Below are 16,640 nucleotides of genomic sequence, written 5' to 3'. Positions count from 1 at the left end.
GGGTATGTGCCAGCATCCAATCGCCAACATCGACATCAATAAAGATTACGACGAGAGTCTGGGCACCGAAGAGGTGCACTACCAGTCGTTCTCCCGCATGGCGGCCTTTTTTGGCCGCGACATGCAGGCGCATCGTCACGACCGCTATTTCCAGATGCACTACCTTGATACCGGGCAGATTGAGCTGCAGCTTGATGACCATCGCTATTCGGTGCAGGCGCCGCTGTTTGTGTTAACGCCGCCCTCGGTGCCGCACGCCTTTATTACCGAGTCCGATAGCGATGGTCATGTGTTGACGGTCCATGAGGAGCTGATCTGGCCGCTGCTGGAGGTGCTCTATCCCGGTACACGGGAGACCTTCGGCCTGCCGGGGATCTGTCTGTCGCTGGCAGATAAATCCGACGAGCTGGCGGCGCTGGCCCACTACTGGCAGCTGATCCGCCGCGAGTCCACCGCCCAGTTGCCCGGGCGGGAACACACCCTGGCGCTGCTGGCGCAGGCGGTATTTACCCTGCTGCTGCGCAACGCCAGGCTCGACGATCATGCCGCCAGCGGGATGCGCGGCGAGCTGAAGTTATTCCAGCGCTTTAACCAGATGATCGACAGCCACTACCATCAGCACTGGACGGTACCGGATTACGCCAGGGAGCTGCATCTGACCGAATCGCGGCTGACCGATATCTGCCGCCGCTTCGCCAACCGTTCGCCGAAGCGGCTGATATTCGACCGCCAGCTACGCGAGGCAAAGCGGCTGCTGCTGTTCTCCGATAGCGCGGTGAATGAGATTGCCTGGCAGCTGGGGTTTAAAGACCCCGCCTATTTTGCGCGCTTTTTTAGCCGCCAGGTCGGCTGCTCGCCCAGCAGCTACCGGGCGCAAAAAGTACCGGTGTCGTAATACCCCGGCGGCGCTGCGCTTGCCTGGGCTACAGTCCACAGGACGGGTCAGCGCCGCGCCACCCGCCAAAAGCTGCCGAGATCACAAAATTTAATCCCGCCTGAAAAGTACCCGCCGTTGTCGCAAACGTCCCTTCACGGCAAGCGCAATAACCGCTTCAATTAAACAACAAAAACAAAGCATATATTTAACATTATTTTTCCGATAAATACTGAAGAGGCCCCTATGAAACCTGAAGATTTCCGCGCCGACGCGAAACGCCCGTTAACTGGCGAAGAGTATTTAAAAAGCCTGCAGGATGGCCGCGAAATTTATATCTACGGCGAGCGCGTGAAGGATGTCACCACCCACCCGGCCTTCCGTAACGCCGCGGCTTCTGTCGCGCAGCTGTACGATGCGCTGCACAAACCGGAGATGCAGGATTCCCTGTGCTGGGGCACCGATACCGGCAGCGGCGGCTACACCCATAAATTCTTCCGCGTGGCGAAAAGCGCCGACGACCTGCGCCAGCAGCGCGACGCCATCGCCGAGTGGTCGCGCTTAAGCTACGGCTGGATGGGCCGCACCCCGGACTACAAAGCCGCCTTCGGCTGCGCGCTGGGCGCCAACCCGGCGTTTTACGGCCAGTTCGAGCAGAACGCCCGCAACTGGTACACCCGCATTCAGGAAACCGGCCTGTACTTTAACCACGCTATCGTCAACCCGCCGATTGACCGCCACAAGCCAGCTGATGAAGTGAAGGATGTCTACATCAAGCTGGAAAAAGAGACCGATGCCGGGATCATCGTCAGCGGCGCGAAAGTGGTCGCCACCAACTCGGCGCTGACCCACTACAACATGATCGGCTTCGGCTCCGCACAGGTGATGGGCGAGAACCCGGACTTCGCGCTGATGTTCGTCGCGCCGATGGATGCCGAAGGCGTCAAGCTTATCTCCCGCGCCTCCTATGAGATGGTCGCCGGCGCGACCGGATCGCCGTACGACTATCCGCTTTCCAGCCGTTTCGACGAGAACGACGCGATTCTGGTAATGGATAAGGTGCTGATCCCCTGGGAGAACGTACTGATTTATCGCGACTTTGACCGCTGCCGCCGCTGGACCATGGAAGGTGGTTTCGCCCGCATGTATCCCCTGCAGGCCTGCGTGCGCCTGGCGGTAAAACTGGACTTTATCACCGCCCTGCTGAAGCGCTCTCTGGAATGTACCGGCACCCTCGAATTCCGCGGCGTGCAGGCCGACCTTGGCGAAGTGGTGGCGTGGCGCAACATGTTCTGGGCGTTAAGCGATTCCATGTGCTCGGAAGCGACGCCGTGGGTCAACGGCGCATGGCTGCCGGATCACGCCGCGCTGCAGACCTATCGCGTGATGGCCCCGATGGCCTACGCCAAGATCAAGAACATCATCGAGCGTAACGTCACCAGCGGCCTGATTTATCTGCCGTCCAGCGCCCGCGATCTGAACAACCCGCAGATCGACCAGTATCTGGCGAAGTACGTGCGCGGCTCCAACGGTATGGATCACGTTGAACGTATCAAGATCCTCAAACTGATGTGGGACGCCATCGGCAGCGAATTCGGCGGCCGCCATGAACTGTATGAGATCAACTACTCCGGTAGCCAGGATGAAATTCGCCTGCAGTGTCTGCGCCAGGCGCAGAGCTCCGGCAATATGGACAAAATGATGGCGATGGTCGACCGCTGCCTGTCCGAGTACGACCAGAACGGCTGGACGGTGCCGCATCTGCACAATAACGCTGATATCAACATGTTGGATAAGCTGCTGAAGTAATTCACAGCGGGAGGTCATAATGCAATTAGATGAACAACGCCTGCGTTTTCGCGATGCCATGGCCAGCCTGTCGGCGGCGGTTAACGTTGTCACCACCGCAGGCGAAGCCGGCCGCTGCGGCATTACCGCCACGGCGGTATGCTCGGTGACGGATACGCCGCCATCGGTGATGGTTTGTATCAACGCCAACAGCGCGATGAACCCGGTGTTTCAGGGTAACGGCAAGTTGTGCATCAACGTGCTGAACCACGAACAGGAAATCATGGCCCGTCATTTCGCCGGGATGACCGGGGTGACGATGGAAGAGCGGTTTGCCCTCAGCGGCTGGCAGCAGGGCGCGCTCGGACAGCCGGTGCTGAAAGGTTCGCTGGCCAGTCTCGAAGGCGAGATTAGCCAGGTGCAAACCATTGGTACCCACCTGGTGTATCTGGTGGAGATCCGCAATATTACCCTGAGCCCGCAAGGGCACGGCCTGATTTACTTTAAACGCCGTTTCCACCCGGTGATGATGGAAATGGAAGTGGCAGTCTAAAATCCGCGCCCAGGTTTACTTATCGCCCGATGCGTAAACCTGGCGCTTAATATGCGTCATCTCACCCGCCAGCCTTATTCAACAGCGCGACATGAAGCCCAATCAAAACGTCCACCGCCGCGGAAATTTTGTTCCCGGTAGTCAGCAGGTAATGTTAAGTGCCAGCCTTTTCGCCTGGCGGTACAGGCAATAACCGGAAATTGAGAATAATCTATAGCGTCATGAATAAATTGTTGTTTACCTATATTTGTTAAAAAGGCATCTCCCCGATTCCAGATAGCTTTTTTTAACTTGATATTCCAGGTCTGATAGCTTTCGCCAGCAATTGTATAACCTTCACCTTCAGGCGCTTTTTTGGTCCAGTCAATCTCGCCGCCATCGTATAAATATTGCCATACAGCATAGCGCTCAAGGGTAAACTGGCTGGGTAAAGTACTGACATTTTTAGAATCGATTTTATCGAGTAATTGCGAATTCGCTAACAGTAGCGCCATGGCTTTATGCATGTAACCCAACATAATATCGGGACGTTCGGGCACTCCCTCTTCTGCTTCAAACAAAGAGATATAAGCGAGATAGAGCGCATCATCACGCACTTTTTGACCGTTCGCCGCGGCGTTGGCGACGATTTTCGCCGCCCGATATTGTAAACTTCCCCAAGATTCCTCACCGCTAACAGGCCTGTAGCGATTATTGTATTTTTCTCCCGTCAGGTAGCCCTGAGCTGCGTTTAAATCGTTAGCGTTTAACGCCGATTTAGCGCGCTGATGGTCGGATAAGGTCATTATATTGCGCCCCGTATTTCTGGCAATATAATACGACTGACGACAATCAGAAAGGAGCATAACCATAATGACCATGGCAATAATTCTAAAAAAAATCTTATATATTCTCACCGTGAAGTCCTTTAATTTATTTATAAATATAATGTTTGGAAACTTGTCTCGGTTCGATGTATAGCAAAACGGTTACCCGACCTTTTTTATAAGTACGTTGCCAGGTAGAACAATTTGTTATTTTATTCAGATCTAATCTTTTACTATACCACTCCTGCTGTTTTGCAATGCAGGCGGAAAGACTTTGATAGAATTTCCCTTTGTCTGCAATGAACTCTTCTTTGATTGTCGCTGGCCCATATTCTCGATCAAGGACCTTAACTTCCTCATTATATAAGGCGAGTGCTTCCCGGCCATCATCAACTTTATAGGCCTGCTGACTGGAATCAACATCAGCGCTAACAAAAACACTTTTCAGCCCTTTATTCTTATCGAAATAAAGCTTCATCTCCTGATATTTCAATGCCCCCACTTCCTGGGGAGTCAGCGTTGAGATAATCAGATCCGGGTCTTTTCCGGCATAATTGATATCTGATACCTCAAGAGAATATAAAGGCGTGTTTCTGGCTTCATCGTAACTCATCCCCCAGCGCAAATTATAAGGGGCTGCCGGCTCATCAACAGCCTGATGTATCTCTCTTGCATGAGCAAATGTTAAATAAAAAGCACTGGCGACGATCATTATCTTTACAAATTTCATAACACGAATTCCCTTTGCTAAACGCTATCCATACGACATGACAAAGCCAGCATAATATCAAAATACCTCTATTTGAAATAAAGATAGTAATCTGCGGGTGATAAAAACCGTTATCCTCAGTTTGAAAGCATATCTTTGAGATGCGCAGAATAATATTGTGAACTTAATCACACATTTACGCGCTCTCGTACTCATATCTAACCGCTTACCCCTTCCAGTAACCGCTTAACCCCCTATACAACCACTCACCCATTTACCCAACTTTACGCGCGCGCTGTTCTGGCAAGATCGAAGGCAGCCTAGCTAATCAATACCTCCATCAACCCTTACTTAAAACCAGACGGCTTCGGCCAATTATTCATCTAATTAACGCCAGGTTTTACTATGGATACCAAAAAACTATTCAAGCACATACCCTGGGTGATTCTCGGAATCATCGGGGCATTTTGCCTCTCAGTCGTCGCGTTGCGCCGCGGTGAGCACGTCAGTGCCCTGTGGATCGTCGTCGCCTCGGTTTCTGTGTACCTCGTCGCCTACCGTTATTACAGCCTGTACATCGCGCAGAAGGTGATGAAGCTTGACCCAACGCGCTCGACGCCGGCGGTTATTAATAACGATGGCCTGAACTACGTGCCAACCAACCGCTACGTGCTGTTTGGCCACCACTTTGCCGCCATTGCCGGCGCCGGCCCGCTGGTTGGCCCGGTGCTGGCCGCGCAGATGGGCTATCTGCCGGGCACCCTGTGGCTGCTGGCCGGCGTGGTGCTGGCGGGCGCGGTACAGGACTTCATGGTGCTGTTTATCTCCTCACGGCGTAACGGCGCCTCGCTGGGCGAGATGATCAAGCAGGAAATGGGGCCGGTTCCGGGCTCTATCGCGCTGTTCGGCTGCTTCCTGATTATGATCATCATCCTCGCGGTGCTGGCGCTCATCGTGGTGAAAGCGCTGGCGGAAAGCCCGTGGGGCGTCTTTACCGTCTGCTCGACGGTACCTATTGCCCTGTTTATGGGGATCTACATGCGCTTCCTGCGCCCTGGCCGCGTGGGTGAAGTCTCGGTTATCGGTATCGTGCTGCTGGTGGCGTCCATCTGGTTTGGCGGCATCATTGCCCACGACCCATACTGGGGCCCGGCGCTGACCTTTAAAGACACCACCATCACCTTTACCCTGATTGGCTACGCGTTTATTTCCGCCCTGCTGCCGGTATGGCTGATTCTGGCGCCGCGTGACTATCTGGCCACCTTCCTGAAAATCGGCGTGATCGTCGGCCTGGCGCTGGGGATCGTTATCCTCAACCCGGACCTGAAAATGCCGGCGGTGACCCAGTACATTGATGGTACCGGCCCGCTGTGGAAAGGCGCGCTGTTCCCGTTCCTGTTTATCACCATCGCCTGCGGCGCGGTCTCCGGCTTCCACGCGCTGATCGCCTCCGGCACCACGCCGAAGCTGCTGGCCAACGAAACCGATGCCCGCTTTATCGGCTACGGTGCGATGCTGATGGAGTCGTTCGTGGCCATCATGGCGCTGGTCGCCGCCTCGATTATCGAACCGGGTCTCTACTTCGCGATGAACACCCCGCCAGCGGGCCTTGGCATCGTCATGCCGAACCTGCATGAAATGGGCGGTGAAAACGCGGCGATGATCGCCGCGCAGCTGAAAGAAGTGACCGTCCATGCGGCGGCGACCGTCAGCTCCTGGGGCTTCGTGATCTCCCCTGAGCAGATCCTGCAGACGGCGAAAGATATCGGCGAACCTTCGGTACTGAACCGCGCCGGCGGCGCGCCGACGCTGGCCGTCGGTATCGCCCATGTGTTCCATAAAATCATCCCGATGGCGGATATGGGCTTCTGGTACCACTTTGGTATCCTGTTTGAAGCGCTGTTTATCCTCACCGCGCTGGATGCCGGTACCCGCGCAGGCCGCTTTATGCTGCAGGATCTGCTGGGTAACTTCGTGCCGTTCCTGAAAAAAACCGACTCACTGGTCGCCGGGATTATCGGTACCGCGGGCTGCGTCGGCCTGTGGGGCTACCTGCTGTATCAGGGCGTGGTCGACCCGCTGGGCGGTGTGAAGAGCCTGTGGCCGCTGTTCGGTATCTCTAACCAGATGCTGGCCGCCGTGGCGCTGGTGCTTGGCACCGTGGTGCTGGTCAAAATGCAGCGCACCAAATATATCTGGGTCACCGTTATCCCGGCAGCGTGGCTGCTGCTGTGCACCACCTGGGCGCTGGGTCTGAAGCTGTTCAGCAGCAATCCGCAGATGGAAGGCTTCTTCTTTATGGCTCAGCAGTATAAAGAGAAGATTGCCGCCGGCGGCGAGCTGACCGCGCAGCAGATTGCCAACATGAATCATATCGTGGTCAACAACTACACCAACGCCGGGCTGAGTATCCTGTTCCTGGTGGTGGTGTACAGCATCATCTTCTACGGCATCAAAACCTGGCTCAACGTGCGCAACAATAAGGTGCGTACCGACAAAGAGACCCCGTACGTGCCGGTACCGGAAGGCGGCGTGAAGACCTCGTCACATCATTAACCCTGATGCCGGATAGTGCTACGCGTATCCGGCCTACAGAAAAGTGCATCAACGTAGGCCGGATAAGGCGCTAGCCGCCATCCGGCTTTATTCGTTATCTGGAACTTACAATGTTTGGTAACTTAGGTCAGGCAAAAAAATATCTCGGTCAGGCGGCAAAAATGCTGATTGGCATTCCGGATTACGACAACTACGTCACGCATATGCAAACCAACCATCCGGATCAGCCCTACATGACTTATGAAGAATTCTTCCGCGAACGCCAGCAGGCCCGCTACGGCGGAGACGGCAAAGGCGGCGTACGCTGCTGTTAATGGAGGCAATAATGGCACCGATTGCAGTCACCCTACTCACCGGTTTTCTCGGCGCAGGAAAAACCACCCTCCTGCGCCATATCCTGAATGAGCAGCACGGTTTCAAAATCGCCGTGATTGAAAATGAATTTGGCGAAGTCTCCGTTGACGATCAGCTGATCGGCGACCGCGCCACGCAGATCAAAACCCTGACCAACGGCTGTATCTGCTGTACGCGCTCCAACGAACTGGAAGACGCCCTGCTCGATCTCCTCGACAGTCGCGATCGCGGCGAAATCGAGTTTGACCGGCTGGTGATTGAGTGCACCGGCATGGCCGACCCGGGGCCGATTATCCAGACCTTTTTCTCCCATGAGGTGCTCTGCGAGCGCTATCTGCTGGACGGCGTGATCGCCCTGGTGGATGCCGTCCATGCCGACCAGCAGATGGATCAGTTCACCATCGCCCAGTCGCAGGTCGGCTATGCGGACCGCATTTTGCTAACCAAAACCGATGTTGCCGGCGCCACCGAGAAGCTGCGCGAACGGCTGGCGCGCATCAATGCGCGGGCGCCGGTTTATACCGTCATTCACGGCGATATCGATCTAAGCCAGCTGTTTAACACCAGCGGCTTTATGCTGGAAGAAAAGGTTGTCAGCGCCACACCGCGTTTTCATTTTGTTGCAGAAAAGCAGAACGACGTCTCGTCGATTGTGGTCGAGCTCGACTATCCGGTGGATATCAGTGAAGTTTCACGGGTAATGGAAAATCTGCTGCTCTCCTTCGCCGAGCAACTGATGCGCTATAAAGGCATGCTGTGGATCGACGGCGAGCCAAATCGCCTGCTGTTCCAGGGCGTGCAGCGCCTCTACAGCGCCGACTGGGATCGCCCGTGGGGCGATGAAACGCCGCACAGCACGCTGGTATTTATCGGCATTCAGCTGCCGGAAGAGGAAATTCGCGCCGCATTTGCCGGGTTACGACGCTAACCTGCCCGCCTGCGCCCCAAGGCGCAGGCACCATCCTCTCTCTGACACCTCGCCAAAAACAGGGACCAAACGTCGGCAGCGCGTCGAAAAATGTAAAGCAACGTTTTAATAAGTAACAGCAGAAACACTTTTGGAAATAATAAGAAACTAAATGAATAGGATCCTTAATAATTAATGCCCGCCCTGTTCAGTTTCTGTTTAGCCCACCCATTAAACCGCGGCTAAACAGACCAAATTTGCTGATTGACCTCGCCGTAACCCAACGTCATTACAACATTTTCAAAACACCGCCCTGACAAAACCAGCATAAAAAATTGACGTAAGTCACATTTGCAGAGGTAAACATCGATTGTTAAGGTGCGCTCAGACAAATTTAATGACGAGGAGCAAACCATGAAAAAGCTTAACATCCTGATTGTTGCTGCCCTGACCGCGGTCTCTGGTTCCGCCATGGCGATGGGATTTACCGTTGAACAAGGTAAAAACTTCACCAATCTGAATATGGAAATGGGTAAATCCTCTTCTGGCCTGTACGCCGAAAGCCACTGGCTGAAGAATACCGATGATGGTAGCCAGACCGGCGGCGTTGGCGCGGGTTACAATCTGGAAGTAGGTCCGGTTATGCTCAACGCTGGCGCGAAAGCTATCTACCTCGGGCCGAAAAAAGGCGATAACGGCGTCGCGTTTCCGGTCGGCGGCGGGGTGAACGTGGCCCTGACCGACAGCATCCACGTGTTTGGCGAAGGGTATGTCGCGCCGGACGGCCTGAACAACAGCGTAAAAAACTATGTCGAAGCGAACGGCGGCGTAAGCTGGTCCCCGATTGGTCCAGTGACCCTGAAAGTGGGTTACCGTCACGTGAGCGTTGACGGCAAAGAGGGTCGCCCAAACCACACCCTGATTGATGGCGCCTACGTGGACGGCGGAGTCACCTTCTGATGAAACCACGTCTCGCCGCGCTCTCTGCGCTGAGCCTGGCGTTGCTGCTGACCGGCTGCACTCAGTATACCTGGGTGAAGCCGGGTTTAAGCGATGCCGAAATGCATAAAAAGCTCACCGAATGTGAAGCGCAGGCCCTGGTCGATCTCCCTCCGGATAACGTGGTGACCGGGTCCAGTTCAGAAAAAACGGACAAAAAACATAAGAAACAGGATGTTGAAACAAGCTATACGGTAGAAGACGCGAATGAATATCAGCGGGAGACCTTAGTCGACAGCTGTATGTTCAAAAGCGGCTGGGATAAAGTCGAAGTGCAATGAATCTATTATAAAAAAACCTGCCGAATGGCAGGTTTTTTTATGGCCGGGCTTAGTGGCGCACCACCACCAGCTTCTGGTTCACAAACTCTTTGATGCCGAGATCGGAGAGCTCCCGTCCGTAACCGGAACGCTTCACGCCGCCAAACGGCAGCTCCGGCGCGGTATCGGTAAGCCAGTTGATATAAACCATCCCGGTTTCAATGGCGGAGGCCATCCGTTTGGCGCGTTCGATATCCTGACTGAAGACCGCGCCGCCCAGACCATAGTGGGAATCATTGGCCAGCTGGATTGCCTCCTCGTCATTTTTCACCACGTAGATCTGCGCCACCGGGCCAAAGAACTCTTCGAAGTACGCCGGGTTGTCACGGGTGATACCGGTCAAAATGGTGGGTTCAAAGAAATTGCCTTCTCGTGCCACCGCTTTGCCGCCCAGATGCAGCGTAGCGCCATTTTTCACCGCCTCGTCCACCTGTTTGCTTAGGGTGTCCAGCGCATCTTTGGAAGAGAGCGGCCCCAGCGTGGTGCTTTCATCCAGCGGATCGCCGATTTTCACCTGGCGAAACGCCTCACTAAATTTCGCCAGAAACGACTCAGCGATATTTTCGTGCAGGATAAAACGCTTGGCAGCGGTACACACCTGGCCGGCGTTATTCAGCCGCGCCTGGACGCCGATTTTCACCGCGCGTTCCAGGTCGGCATCGTCCAGTACCACAAATACATCGTTACCGCCCAGTTCCAGCGTCGATTTCTTAATATGCTTCGCCGCCTGCGCCGCCACCACGCTGCCGGCTTTCTCCGACCCCGTTAGCGCCGCGCCCTGCACGCGATCGTCGGCGATAATCTTCGCCACCTGATCCTGGGAGATAAACAGGTTAGTCCACGCCCCCTCCGGAGCGCCGGCCTCACGCACCAGATGGGCAAAGGTCTCCGCGCAGTGCGGCACAATGCTGGCGTGTTTGGCGATAACCGGGTTACCGGCCGCCAGGTTTGGCGCAAGGACGCGCATCAGCTGGTAATAGGGGAAGTTCCACGGCTCCACCGCCAGTAAGACGCCAATGGGATGGTGCTCAACCCAGGCTTCACCCAGTTCGGAGGGATACTTCACCGGCGCCAGGAACGATTTGGCGTTATCGGCGTAATAGCGGGCGATCTGCGCGCAAAGTTTCACTTCGCCGCGGCTCTGCTTAATGAGTTTCCCCATCTCCTGGCTAGCGATTTTTGCCAGCTCCTCCGCCCGGCTATCGATCAGATCCGCCAGCTTATGCAGTACCGCCAGCCGCGGTTCAATATCGCCTTTTGCCCAGGCAGAATGGTAGAGCGCATCCGCCTGCTGCAGCGCCGCCTCCACATCCGCATCGCTGTGCGCCGGGTACGTTTTAATAAGCTGATTGTTCGCAGGATTCACCGTCTGATAGGCCATATCGCATGTCTCCTTGTTATCGCTACTAAGGCAGTCAAAAATGCCGTTAAGGATATTAAGGGTAGTCGAGATGGCTGGCGATGCGGGTAAAGTTAGGTATATCCGGAATATTCCATAACGAGGCTAACCGGGGCGACCGTCAGTCCGCCCCGGCGTTATCAATGCGCCAGCGCGGCGATCTCGTCGGCGGTCAGGCCGGTGATTTTCACCACCGTCTCGCGGGCAATGCCGTCGGCCAGCATCCTCTGGGCAATGCGCAGCGCCTCGGCATGCTGTCCTTCACGCTTGCCTTTTCTGCGGCCCACTTCCTGTAATCTTTCAGCAATAGTCATCAATCTCTCCCTGTGCTGAGGAACCCGTTGCGCCACTTCGTGGATAAACCGGCCAAAGCGGCGCGCGTTGCCAGTCTGCAGCAGATAATTAAACAGCGTTTTTAGCTGTCTGTCATTAGCGTCCCCGCTAAGTAAAATCGTCGTCAGTTGCTCAACAATGCCCATTAAATCGCGCTGGCGAATATGCTTCTGTATCAGCTCGAGTAATGCCACGCGCCGGTGGCGAACGATCTCATCGTCGGGGATCACCGTGACATCCACCAGCGGAAAGGGCGAGATATAAAGCTCACTCGCCAGCTGTGGATCGGCAAAACAGTCCAGCCAGTTGAGTGACCACGGGTATGGCGTGGTCGCTCCGTGATAGAACAGCATCGGCACCACCAGCGGCAGTTTTGTATGACCGCCATCAAGATGGCGCTGCATCGCGGCGATGGCGTAGCGCATCAGGCGGAAGGCCATCTGCGCATCCGGCGAGCTCTGATGTTCGATAACCACATAAATGTAGCCCTCGCCAGACGCGGTTTTGAGTGACCACAGCACATCGGAGTACCAGGCCCGCAGGCTCTCCTCGATAAAGCTTGCCGATTCCAGCTGTAAGGTATCGAGGTCGCAGCGCTGACGCAGCGCAGGCGTTAGATGGATCGCCAGAAAATCGCGCGCGGTGTCGGCCTGAGTGAGGAACTGTTTAAACACCGCATCATGCGGCGTCGAGGTGGTGCCCTTTGCCATCGGCTCATCCCTGCCTGCTTATCCTGCAGGGACTCTACATCCCATGAATGTCTCTGGCACCCCGGAAACCGGGATTTTACATTCCGCTACGAAAACATATTTCCCCGGACTGCAAGCGTGACATCCTTTTTCGACGCGGTACGCAAATCCAGGCGGGCGACAGCCTCGGCACAGCATGCTATAAACGGCTTATCCCCGCAGCAAAGGCCAAAGCAGTGAACCATACCCGAGATATTCCCCAAACCTTCTGGCGAGACGATCGTCTGCCGTGGCTGGAGCTGCGCAGCACCTGGCGCAGCCGCCAGGCCTATAAGCGCCACAGCCACCCCCAGCTTTCCGTAGGGGCGATTATCGAGGGGGAAACGCGCTGCCTGTGCGCTGGCCAGGAGTACCTGCTGCAGCCCGGGGATCTGATCGTGATCCCGCCGCACGCGCCGCATAGCTGTAATCCGCTGCATGGCAGGCCGCGCAGCTATCACATGCTTTACCTGGACGCGACATGGTGCCACGCGCAGCGCCCGGATATTCCCCCTGGCGCCAGTATCACCTCGCCGCAGCCGCTGCTGCGCGACAGCCCTCTCTTTGCCAGTTTCCAGCAGGTTGTCGCCCTGATGAGCCGCGGGAGCCTTGAACAACTGCCCGCCCGGCTGGCGCAACTCCTGCACGCGCTGCCGCTGTGCGCCGCCGCGCCGCAGGCGCCACATCACGCCAGCGCCCTGCTGTTTCAGCGCCTGGCGATGGATCTGCCGGCGTCGCCGTCGCTGGATAAGCTGGCCCACGACAGCGCGCTTCGTAAAGAGACCGTTATCCGCGCCGTGAAACAAGATACCGGCCTGACGCCTGCCAGTTTGATCAACATGGCGCGCATCGAATATGCGAAAACGCGCTTACGCGCCGGGGATCCTATCGCCGACGTTGGCTATCAGGCTGGCTTTGCCGATCAGAGCCATTTCCATAAAACCTTTGTCAGCTATACCGCCGCCACGCCGCGGCAGTATGCGCAAAGCAGATCAATATCTGACAATAAGTAATAGGCCACCTGGCGTAGGGTGGCCTCTGCACCATTATCGAGGCCACTATGCATACCTTATCGACGCTCTTTCCCGCCGCCTGCCCGGCGTTAGCCCTGTCCCACTTTGTCGCTCTGCTCAGTCCGGGCCCTGATTTTTTTCTGCTGGTCGGCTACGCCGTGCGCTACCGGATCCGCGGCAGCATCGGATTGTGTCTCGGCATCGCCGCAGGCAATGCGCTGTATATTGTGCTCGCCATCGTCGGCTGGGGGCTTCTGCGCCAGGCGCCGCTGCTTTTTTTGCTCATCGAACTGCTGGGGGCGGGCTATTTATTGTGGATTGGCAGCCTGCTGATACGCAGCCGTCCCGCGACGCTGGCGATGGAGAGCGTTCGCGCAGCGCGTCCGGGGTTCGGCAGGCAGCTGCTGCTGGGGCTGGGGTCATCGCTGCTCAACCCCAAAAACGCCCTGTTTTATCTGGCGCTGATGACTTCCCTGCTCGGGCCGGCTGTGACCCTGCTTCAGCAAACGGTGAGCGGGCTGTGGATGGTCAGCGTGGTGTTCTTCTGGGATTTACTGCTGGTGAGCGCGATTGCGCTGCCGCAGATACAGCGCCGCCTGGGCGCCATCGTCTGGCGAGTCGAGCGGGCGGCGGGGGCGATCCTGATGCTCTTCGGCCTGGGGATTATCTGGCGATTTTTGCACGACCTCGCCGTCAGGCTATATGCTTAAGCATATGGAAAAACTCGCTGAACTGAAACGCGCCAAACTGCTGGCGCTGTCGCTGCTGCTGATTGCAGCCGCCATTTTTATCACTACCCTCGCGCTACCACCGTCGCCTTGGGTCGGTGCGCTAAAAGCTATTTCCGAAGCGGCGATGGTCGGGGCGCTGGCCGACTGGTTTGCGGTCGTGGCTCTGTTTCGCCGTATTCCGCTGCCCTTTGTCGCCCGCCATACGGCGATTATTCCGCGCAATAAAGACCGCATCGCCGACAACCTCGGCCGCTTTGTCGAGGAAAAGTTCCTTGATACCCCGTCGCTGGTCGCGCTGATCCGCCGCTATCAGCCAGCCCTGATGCTCGGCAACTGGTTCAGCCAGCCGGAGAACGCCCGACGCGTCGGCCAGCACCTGCTGCAGGTGATGAGCGGTTTTCTCGAACTGACCGATGACGCGCGCATTCAACGTCTGCTGCGACGCGCGGTGCATAAGGCTATCGATAAGGTCGACCTGACGCAGACCAGCGCCATGATGCTGGAGGGACTGACCCGCGACAATCGCCATCAAAAGCTGCTCGATTCGCTGATAAACCAACTGATCGCCCTGCTGCAGCGCGACAGCTCCCGCGCCTTTATCGCCCGCGGCATCGTACACTGGCTGGAGACCGAACACCCGCTGAAGGCCAAACTCCTACCCACCGAGTGGCTCGGCGAGCACAGCGCTGAGATGGTCACCGACGCGGTGAATACCCTGCTGGACGAGGTGACTCACGACCGTACGCATCAGATCCGTCAGGCTTTTGACCGCGCCGTGCAAAAGCTTATCGATAACCTGAAATCCGACCCGGATATGGCGCAGAAGGCCGATAACATCAAAGCCTGGCTAAAAAATGATGAGACCTTTAACCACTATCTTGGCGAAGTATGGGGCGACCTGCGCGGCTGGGTAAAAAACGATATCAGCAGCGACGACTCACGTATTAAGCAGCGTATCGCCGAGGCGGGGCAGTGGTTCGGTGAAACCTTACTCCGCGACGACGCGCTGCGCGAATCGCTTAACGAACACCTGGAGCAGGCGGCGCACCGGGTGGCGCCGGAGTTCGCCGCCTTCCTCACCCGCCATATCAGCGACACAGTGAAGAGCTGGGACGCCCGCGATATGTCGCGGCAGATCGAGCTCAATATCGGTAAAGATCTGCAGTTCATCCGCATCAACGGTACCCTGGTGGGGGGAACCATCGGCCTGTTGTTGTGGCTGCTCTCGCAGATCCCCTCGCTGCTGCATCTGCATATTGGTTAGCAATGATACTATCCGAACAATAGCGCTGATAAATATTCCACAGGGAGGGCGAGATGATGCACAGGATTTCCCACTGGCTGAGCCGACACGCCGCCGCGCTGTTCTTCCCGGCGGCGTTAATTCTGTATGATTTTTCCGCTTATCTCACTACCGATCTGATCCAGCCGGGGATCCTGCACGTGGTGCGGGATTTCAATGCTGATGTGGCGCTGGCTCCGGCCTCGGTGAGCCTGTATATGGCCGGCGGCATGGCGCTACAGTGGCTGCTGGGGCCGCTCTCTGACCGGATAGGACGGCGTCCGGTGCTGCTCACCGGCGCGCTGATTTTCACCCTCGCATGCCTGGCGACCCTGTTCACCACCTCCATGACGCAGTTCCTGATTGCCCGCTTCGTGCAGGGCACCAGCATCTGCTTTATCGCCACCGTCGGCTACGTCACCGTACAGGAGGCCTTTGAGGAAAAAAGGTCGATCAGGCTGATGGCAGTGATCACCTCCGTCGTGCTGGTGGCGCCGATCGTCGGCCCGCTCTCCGGCGCGGCGCTGATGCATTTCATCCACTGGAAAGCGCTGTTCGGCATTATCGCCGCCATGGGATTGGTGGCCTGGCTCGGCCTGCTGTTGACCATGCCGGAGACGGTGCGCCGCGGCGATGTGCCGTTCAGCCCCCTGGGCGTGCTGCGCGATTTTCGCAACGTCTTTCGCAACCGCATCTTTTTACTCGGCGCCGCCACGCTGTCGCTGAGCTATATTCCGCTGATGAGCTGGGTGGCGGTATCGCCAGTGATTTTAATGGACGCCGGCGGACTGACCACCAGCGAGTTCGCCTGGAGCCAGGTGCCGGTCTTCAGCGCCGTTATCATCGCCAACCTGTCGGTGGCGCGCTGGGTAAAAGACCCTACCCGCCCGCGCTTTGTCCTCAGCGCGGTGCCGGTACAGATGCTCGGCCTGGCCATCCTGATCGTTGGCAATCTGGTATGGCCCCACGTCTGGCTGTGGTCGGTGCTCGGCACCTGCTTCTACGCCTTCGGCATCGGGCTGATTTTCCCGACGCTGTTTCGCTTTACCCTCTTTTCCAACGACCTGCCGAAAGGCACGGTCTCCGCCTCGCTGAATATCGTGATCCTCAGCGTCAGCGCGTTATCAATTGAAGGCGCGCGCTGGCTGTGGTTCCATGGCGGCAGACTCCCCTTCCACCTGTTGGCGGTGGCCGCCGGGATTGTCGCCGCCTGCTGCCTGGCCGGACTGTTACGCCACCAGCGCGGACAAGCGGTGATCGAAGCCCGGCAGTCGTGAGCCCTTTTACG

Annotated in this window: 16 protein-coding genes; 12 read left to right on the top strand and 4 right to left on the bottom strand. The window is 56.8% G+C overall.

Features of this window, described 5'->3' with window-relative positions; all coding sequences use genetic code 11:
* Window positions 1-4: 4 nt before the first annotated feature.
* The 3 genes from hpaA to BHE81_RS00190 all read left to right on the top strand — a co-directional run bounded on the left by hpaA (window position 5) and on the right by BHE81_RS00190 (window position 3,215).
* Window positions 5-895 (top strand): 4-hydroxyphenylacetate catabolism regulatory protein HpaA, encoded by an 891-nt coding sequence (gene hpaA, locus BHE81_RS00200; protein ID WP_023302451.1) that lies wholly within the window; start codon window positions 5-7, stop codon window positions 893-895.
* A 225-nt stretch (window positions 896-1,120) separates the two neighbouring features.
* Window positions 1,121-2,683 carry a 4-hydroxyphenylacetate 3-monooxygenase, oxygenase component gene (gene hpaB, locus BHE81_RS00195; protein WP_002887473.1) on the top strand — a complete coding sequence of 521 codons (1,563 nt, stop codon included), beginning with the start codon at window positions 1,121-1,123 and terminating at the stop codon, window positions 2,681-2,683.
* Between the two features lie 19 nt (window positions 2,684-2,702).
* Entirely contained in the window at window positions 2,703-3,215 is a 513-nt protein-coding gene (locus BHE81_RS00190; RefSeq protein WP_002887467.1) for a 4-hydroxyphenylacetate 3-monooxygenase reductase subunit, read from the top strand.
* A gap of 74 nt (window positions 3,216-3,289) precedes the next feature.
* On the opposite strand, the gene BHE81_RS00185 is transcribed toward BHE81_RS00190, so the two are convergent.
* Both BHE81_RS00185 and BHE81_RS00180 read right to left on the bottom strand, forming a co-directional pair.
* Complete coding sequence (locus BHE81_RS00185; protein WP_074183194.1) at window positions 3,290-4,000, bottom strand: transcriptional regulator; 711 nt, start codon at window positions 3,998-4,000, stop codon at window positions 3,290-3,292.
* Between the two features lie 127 nt (window positions 4,001-4,127).
* Window positions 4,128-4,751, bottom strand: a complete 624-nt coding sequence (locus BHE81_RS00180) for a hypothetical protein (RefSeq protein WP_008807579.1) — start codon at window positions 4,749-4,751, stop codon at window positions 4,128-4,130.
* A gap of 384 nt (window positions 4,752-5,135) precedes the next feature.
* On the opposite strand from BHE81_RS00180, the gene BHE81_RS00175 reads away from it, so the two are divergent.
* The 5 genes from BHE81_RS00175 (at window position 5,136) to BHE81_RS00155 (ending at window position 9,827) form a co-directional block, all read left to right on the top strand.
* Window positions 5,136-7,286: a carbon starvation CstA family protein gene (locus tag BHE81_RS00175; protein ID WP_008807580.1), complete on the top strand. Its 2,151-nt coding sequence runs from the start codon at window positions 5,136-5,138 to the stop codon at window positions 7,284-7,286.
* 110 nt (window positions 7,287-7,396) lie between these two features.
* Window positions 7,397-7,600: a YbdD/YjiX family protein gene (locus tag BHE81_RS00170; RefSeq protein ID WP_002887451.1), complete on the top strand. Its 204-nt coding sequence runs from the start codon at window positions 7,397-7,399 to the stop codon at window positions 7,598-7,600.
* Window positions 7,601-7,611: 11 nt separating this feature from the next.
* Window positions 7,612-8,568: a GTPase gene (gene yjiA / locus BHE81_RS00165; protein ID WP_023302449.1), complete on the top strand. Its 957-nt coding sequence runs from the start codon at window positions 7,612-7,614 to the stop codon at window positions 8,566-8,568.
* A gap of 393 nt (window positions 8,569-8,961) precedes the next feature.
* Window positions 8,962-9,507, top strand: a complete 546-nt coding sequence (locus tag BHE81_RS00160) for a YfaZ family outer membrane protein (RefSeq protein WP_073545770.1) — start codon at window positions 8,962-8,964, stop codon at window positions 9,505-9,507.
* Window positions 9,507-9,827, top strand: a complete 321-nt coding sequence (locus tag BHE81_RS00155) for a hypothetical protein (RefSeq protein WP_016160232.1) — start codon at window positions 9,507-9,509, stop codon at window positions 9,825-9,827. The genes BHE81_RS00160 and BHE81_RS00155 overlap by 1 nt, the downstream gene beginning before the upstream one ends.
* A 49-nt stretch (window positions 9,828-9,876) precedes the next feature.
* Here BHE81_RS00155 and BHE81_RS00150 read toward each other — a convergent pair whose 3' ends face one another.
* Entirely contained in the window at window positions 9,877-11,247 is a 1,371-nt protein-coding gene (locus tag BHE81_RS00150; RefSeq protein ID WP_023302448.1) for an NAD-dependent succinate-semialdehyde dehydrogenase, read from the bottom strand.
* Window positions 11,248-11,405: 158 nt separating this feature from the next.
* On the bottom strand, window positions 11,406-12,308 hold the full coding sequence (locus BHE81_RS00145) for an Rpn family recombination-promoting nuclease/putative transposase (protein ID WP_023343060.1): 903 nt from the start codon (window positions 12,306-12,308) through the stop codon (window positions 11,406-11,408).
* Between the two features lie 215 nt (window positions 12,309-12,523).
* On the opposite strand from BHE81_RS00145, the gene BHE81_RS00140 reads away from it, so the two are divergent.
* From BHE81_RS00140 to mdtM, 4 genes are read left to right on the top strand one after another with little or no spacing between them, the layout of a single operon-like run.
* On the top strand, window positions 12,524-13,339 hold the full coding sequence (locus BHE81_RS00140; protein WP_019705891.1) for an AraC family transcriptional regulator: 816 nt from the start codon (window positions 12,524-12,526) through the stop codon (window positions 13,337-13,339).
* 47 nt (window positions 13,340-13,386) lie between these two features.
* Entirely contained in the window at window positions 13,387-14,049 is a 663-nt protein-coding gene (locus tag BHE81_RS00135) for a LysE family translocator (RefSeq protein WP_110246422.1), read from the top strand.
* Window positions 14,042-15,334: a DUF445 domain-containing protein gene (locus BHE81_RS00130; protein WP_023343059.1), complete on the top strand. Its 1,293-nt coding sequence runs from the start codon at window positions 14,042-14,044 to the stop codon at window positions 15,332-15,334. Before BHE81_RS00135 ends, BHE81_RS00130 begins: the two co-directional genes overlap by 8 nt.
* Before the next feature lie 53 nt (window positions 15,335-15,387).
* The gene (gene mdtM / locus BHE81_RS00125; protein ID WP_004146110.1) at window positions 15,388-16,629 is read left to right on the top strand and encodes a multidrug efflux MFS transporter MdtM; all 1,242 of its coding nucleotides are present in this window, start codon (window positions 15,388-15,390) and stop codon (window positions 16,627-16,629) included.
* The last annotated feature ends 11 nt before the right edge of the window (window positions 16,630-16,640 follow it).

The organism is Klebsiella sp. AqSCr, from assembly GCF_008452795.1.
GTDB lineage: Bacteria > Pseudomonadota > Gammaproteobacteria > Enterobacterales > Enterobacteriaceae > Klebsiella > Klebsiella pneumoniae.
Note: the sequence above shows the minus strand (reverse complement) of the source record. Positions and strands in the feature narration are given on the sequence as shown.

What these genes read in the sequence shown, in the direction of transcription:
- BHE81_RS00170 (WP_002887451.1), top strand. Translation starts at nt 7,397, where the DNA reads ATGTTTGGTAACTTAGGTCAGGCAAAAAAATATCTCGGTCAGGCGGCA.
- BHE81_RS00175 (WP_008807580.1), top strand. Translation starts at nt 5,136, where the DNA reads ATGGATACCAAAAAACTATTCAAGCACATACCCTGGGTGATTCTCGGA.
- BHE81_RS00190 (WP_002887467.1), top strand. Translation starts at nt 2,703, where the DNA reads ATGCAATTAGATGAACAACGCCTGCGTTTTCGCGATGCCATGGCCAGC.
- yjiA (WP_023302449.1), top strand. Translation starts at nt 7,612, where the DNA reads ATGGCACCGATTGCAGTCACCCTACTCACCGGTTTTCTCGGCGCAGGA.
- mdtM (WP_004146110.1), top strand. Translation starts at nt 15,388, where the DNA reads ATGATGCACAGGATTTCCCACTGGCTGAGCCGACACGCCGCCGCGCTG.
- BHE81_RS00150 (WP_023302448.1), bottom strand. Translation starts at nt 11,247, where the DNA reads ATGGCCTATCAGACGGTGAATCCTGCGAACAATCAGCTTATTAAAACG.
- BHE81_RS00185 (WP_074183194.1), bottom strand. Translation starts at nt 4,000, where the DNA reads ATGACCTTATCCGACCATCAGCGCGCTAAATCGGCGTTAAACGCTAAC.
- BHE81_RS00160 (WP_073545770.1), top strand. Translation starts at nt 8,962, where the DNA reads ATGAAAAAGCTTAACATCCTGATTGTTGCTGCCCTGACCGCGGTCTCT.
- BHE81_RS00180 (WP_008807579.1), bottom strand. Translation starts at nt 4,751, where the DNA reads ATGAAATTTGTAAAGATAATGATCGTCGCCAGTGCTTTTTATTTAACA.
- hpaB (WP_002887473.1), top strand. Translation starts at nt 1,121, where the DNA reads ATGAAACCTGAAGATTTCCGCGCCGACGCGAAACGCCCGTTAACTGGC.
- BHE81_RS00135 (WP_110246422.1), top strand. Translation starts at nt 13,387, where the DNA reads ATGCATACCTTATCGACGCTCTTTCCCGCCGCCTGCCCGGCGTTAGCC.
- BHE81_RS00145 (WP_023343060.1), bottom strand. Translation starts at nt 12,308, where the DNA reads ATGGCAAAGGGCACCACCTCGACGCCGCATGATGCGGTGTTTAAACAG.
- hpaA (WP_023302451.1), top strand. Translation starts at nt 5, where the DNA reads ATGTGCCAGCATCCAATCGCCAACATCGACATCAATAAAGATTACGAC.
- BHE81_RS00155 (WP_016160232.1), top strand. Translation starts at nt 9,507, where the DNA reads ATGAAACCACGTCTCGCCGCGCTCTCTGCGCTGAGCCTGGCGTTGCTG.
- BHE81_RS00130 (WP_023343059.1), top strand. Translation starts at nt 14,042, where the DNA reads ATGCTTAAGCATATGGAAAAACTCGCTGAACTGAAACGCGCCAAACTG.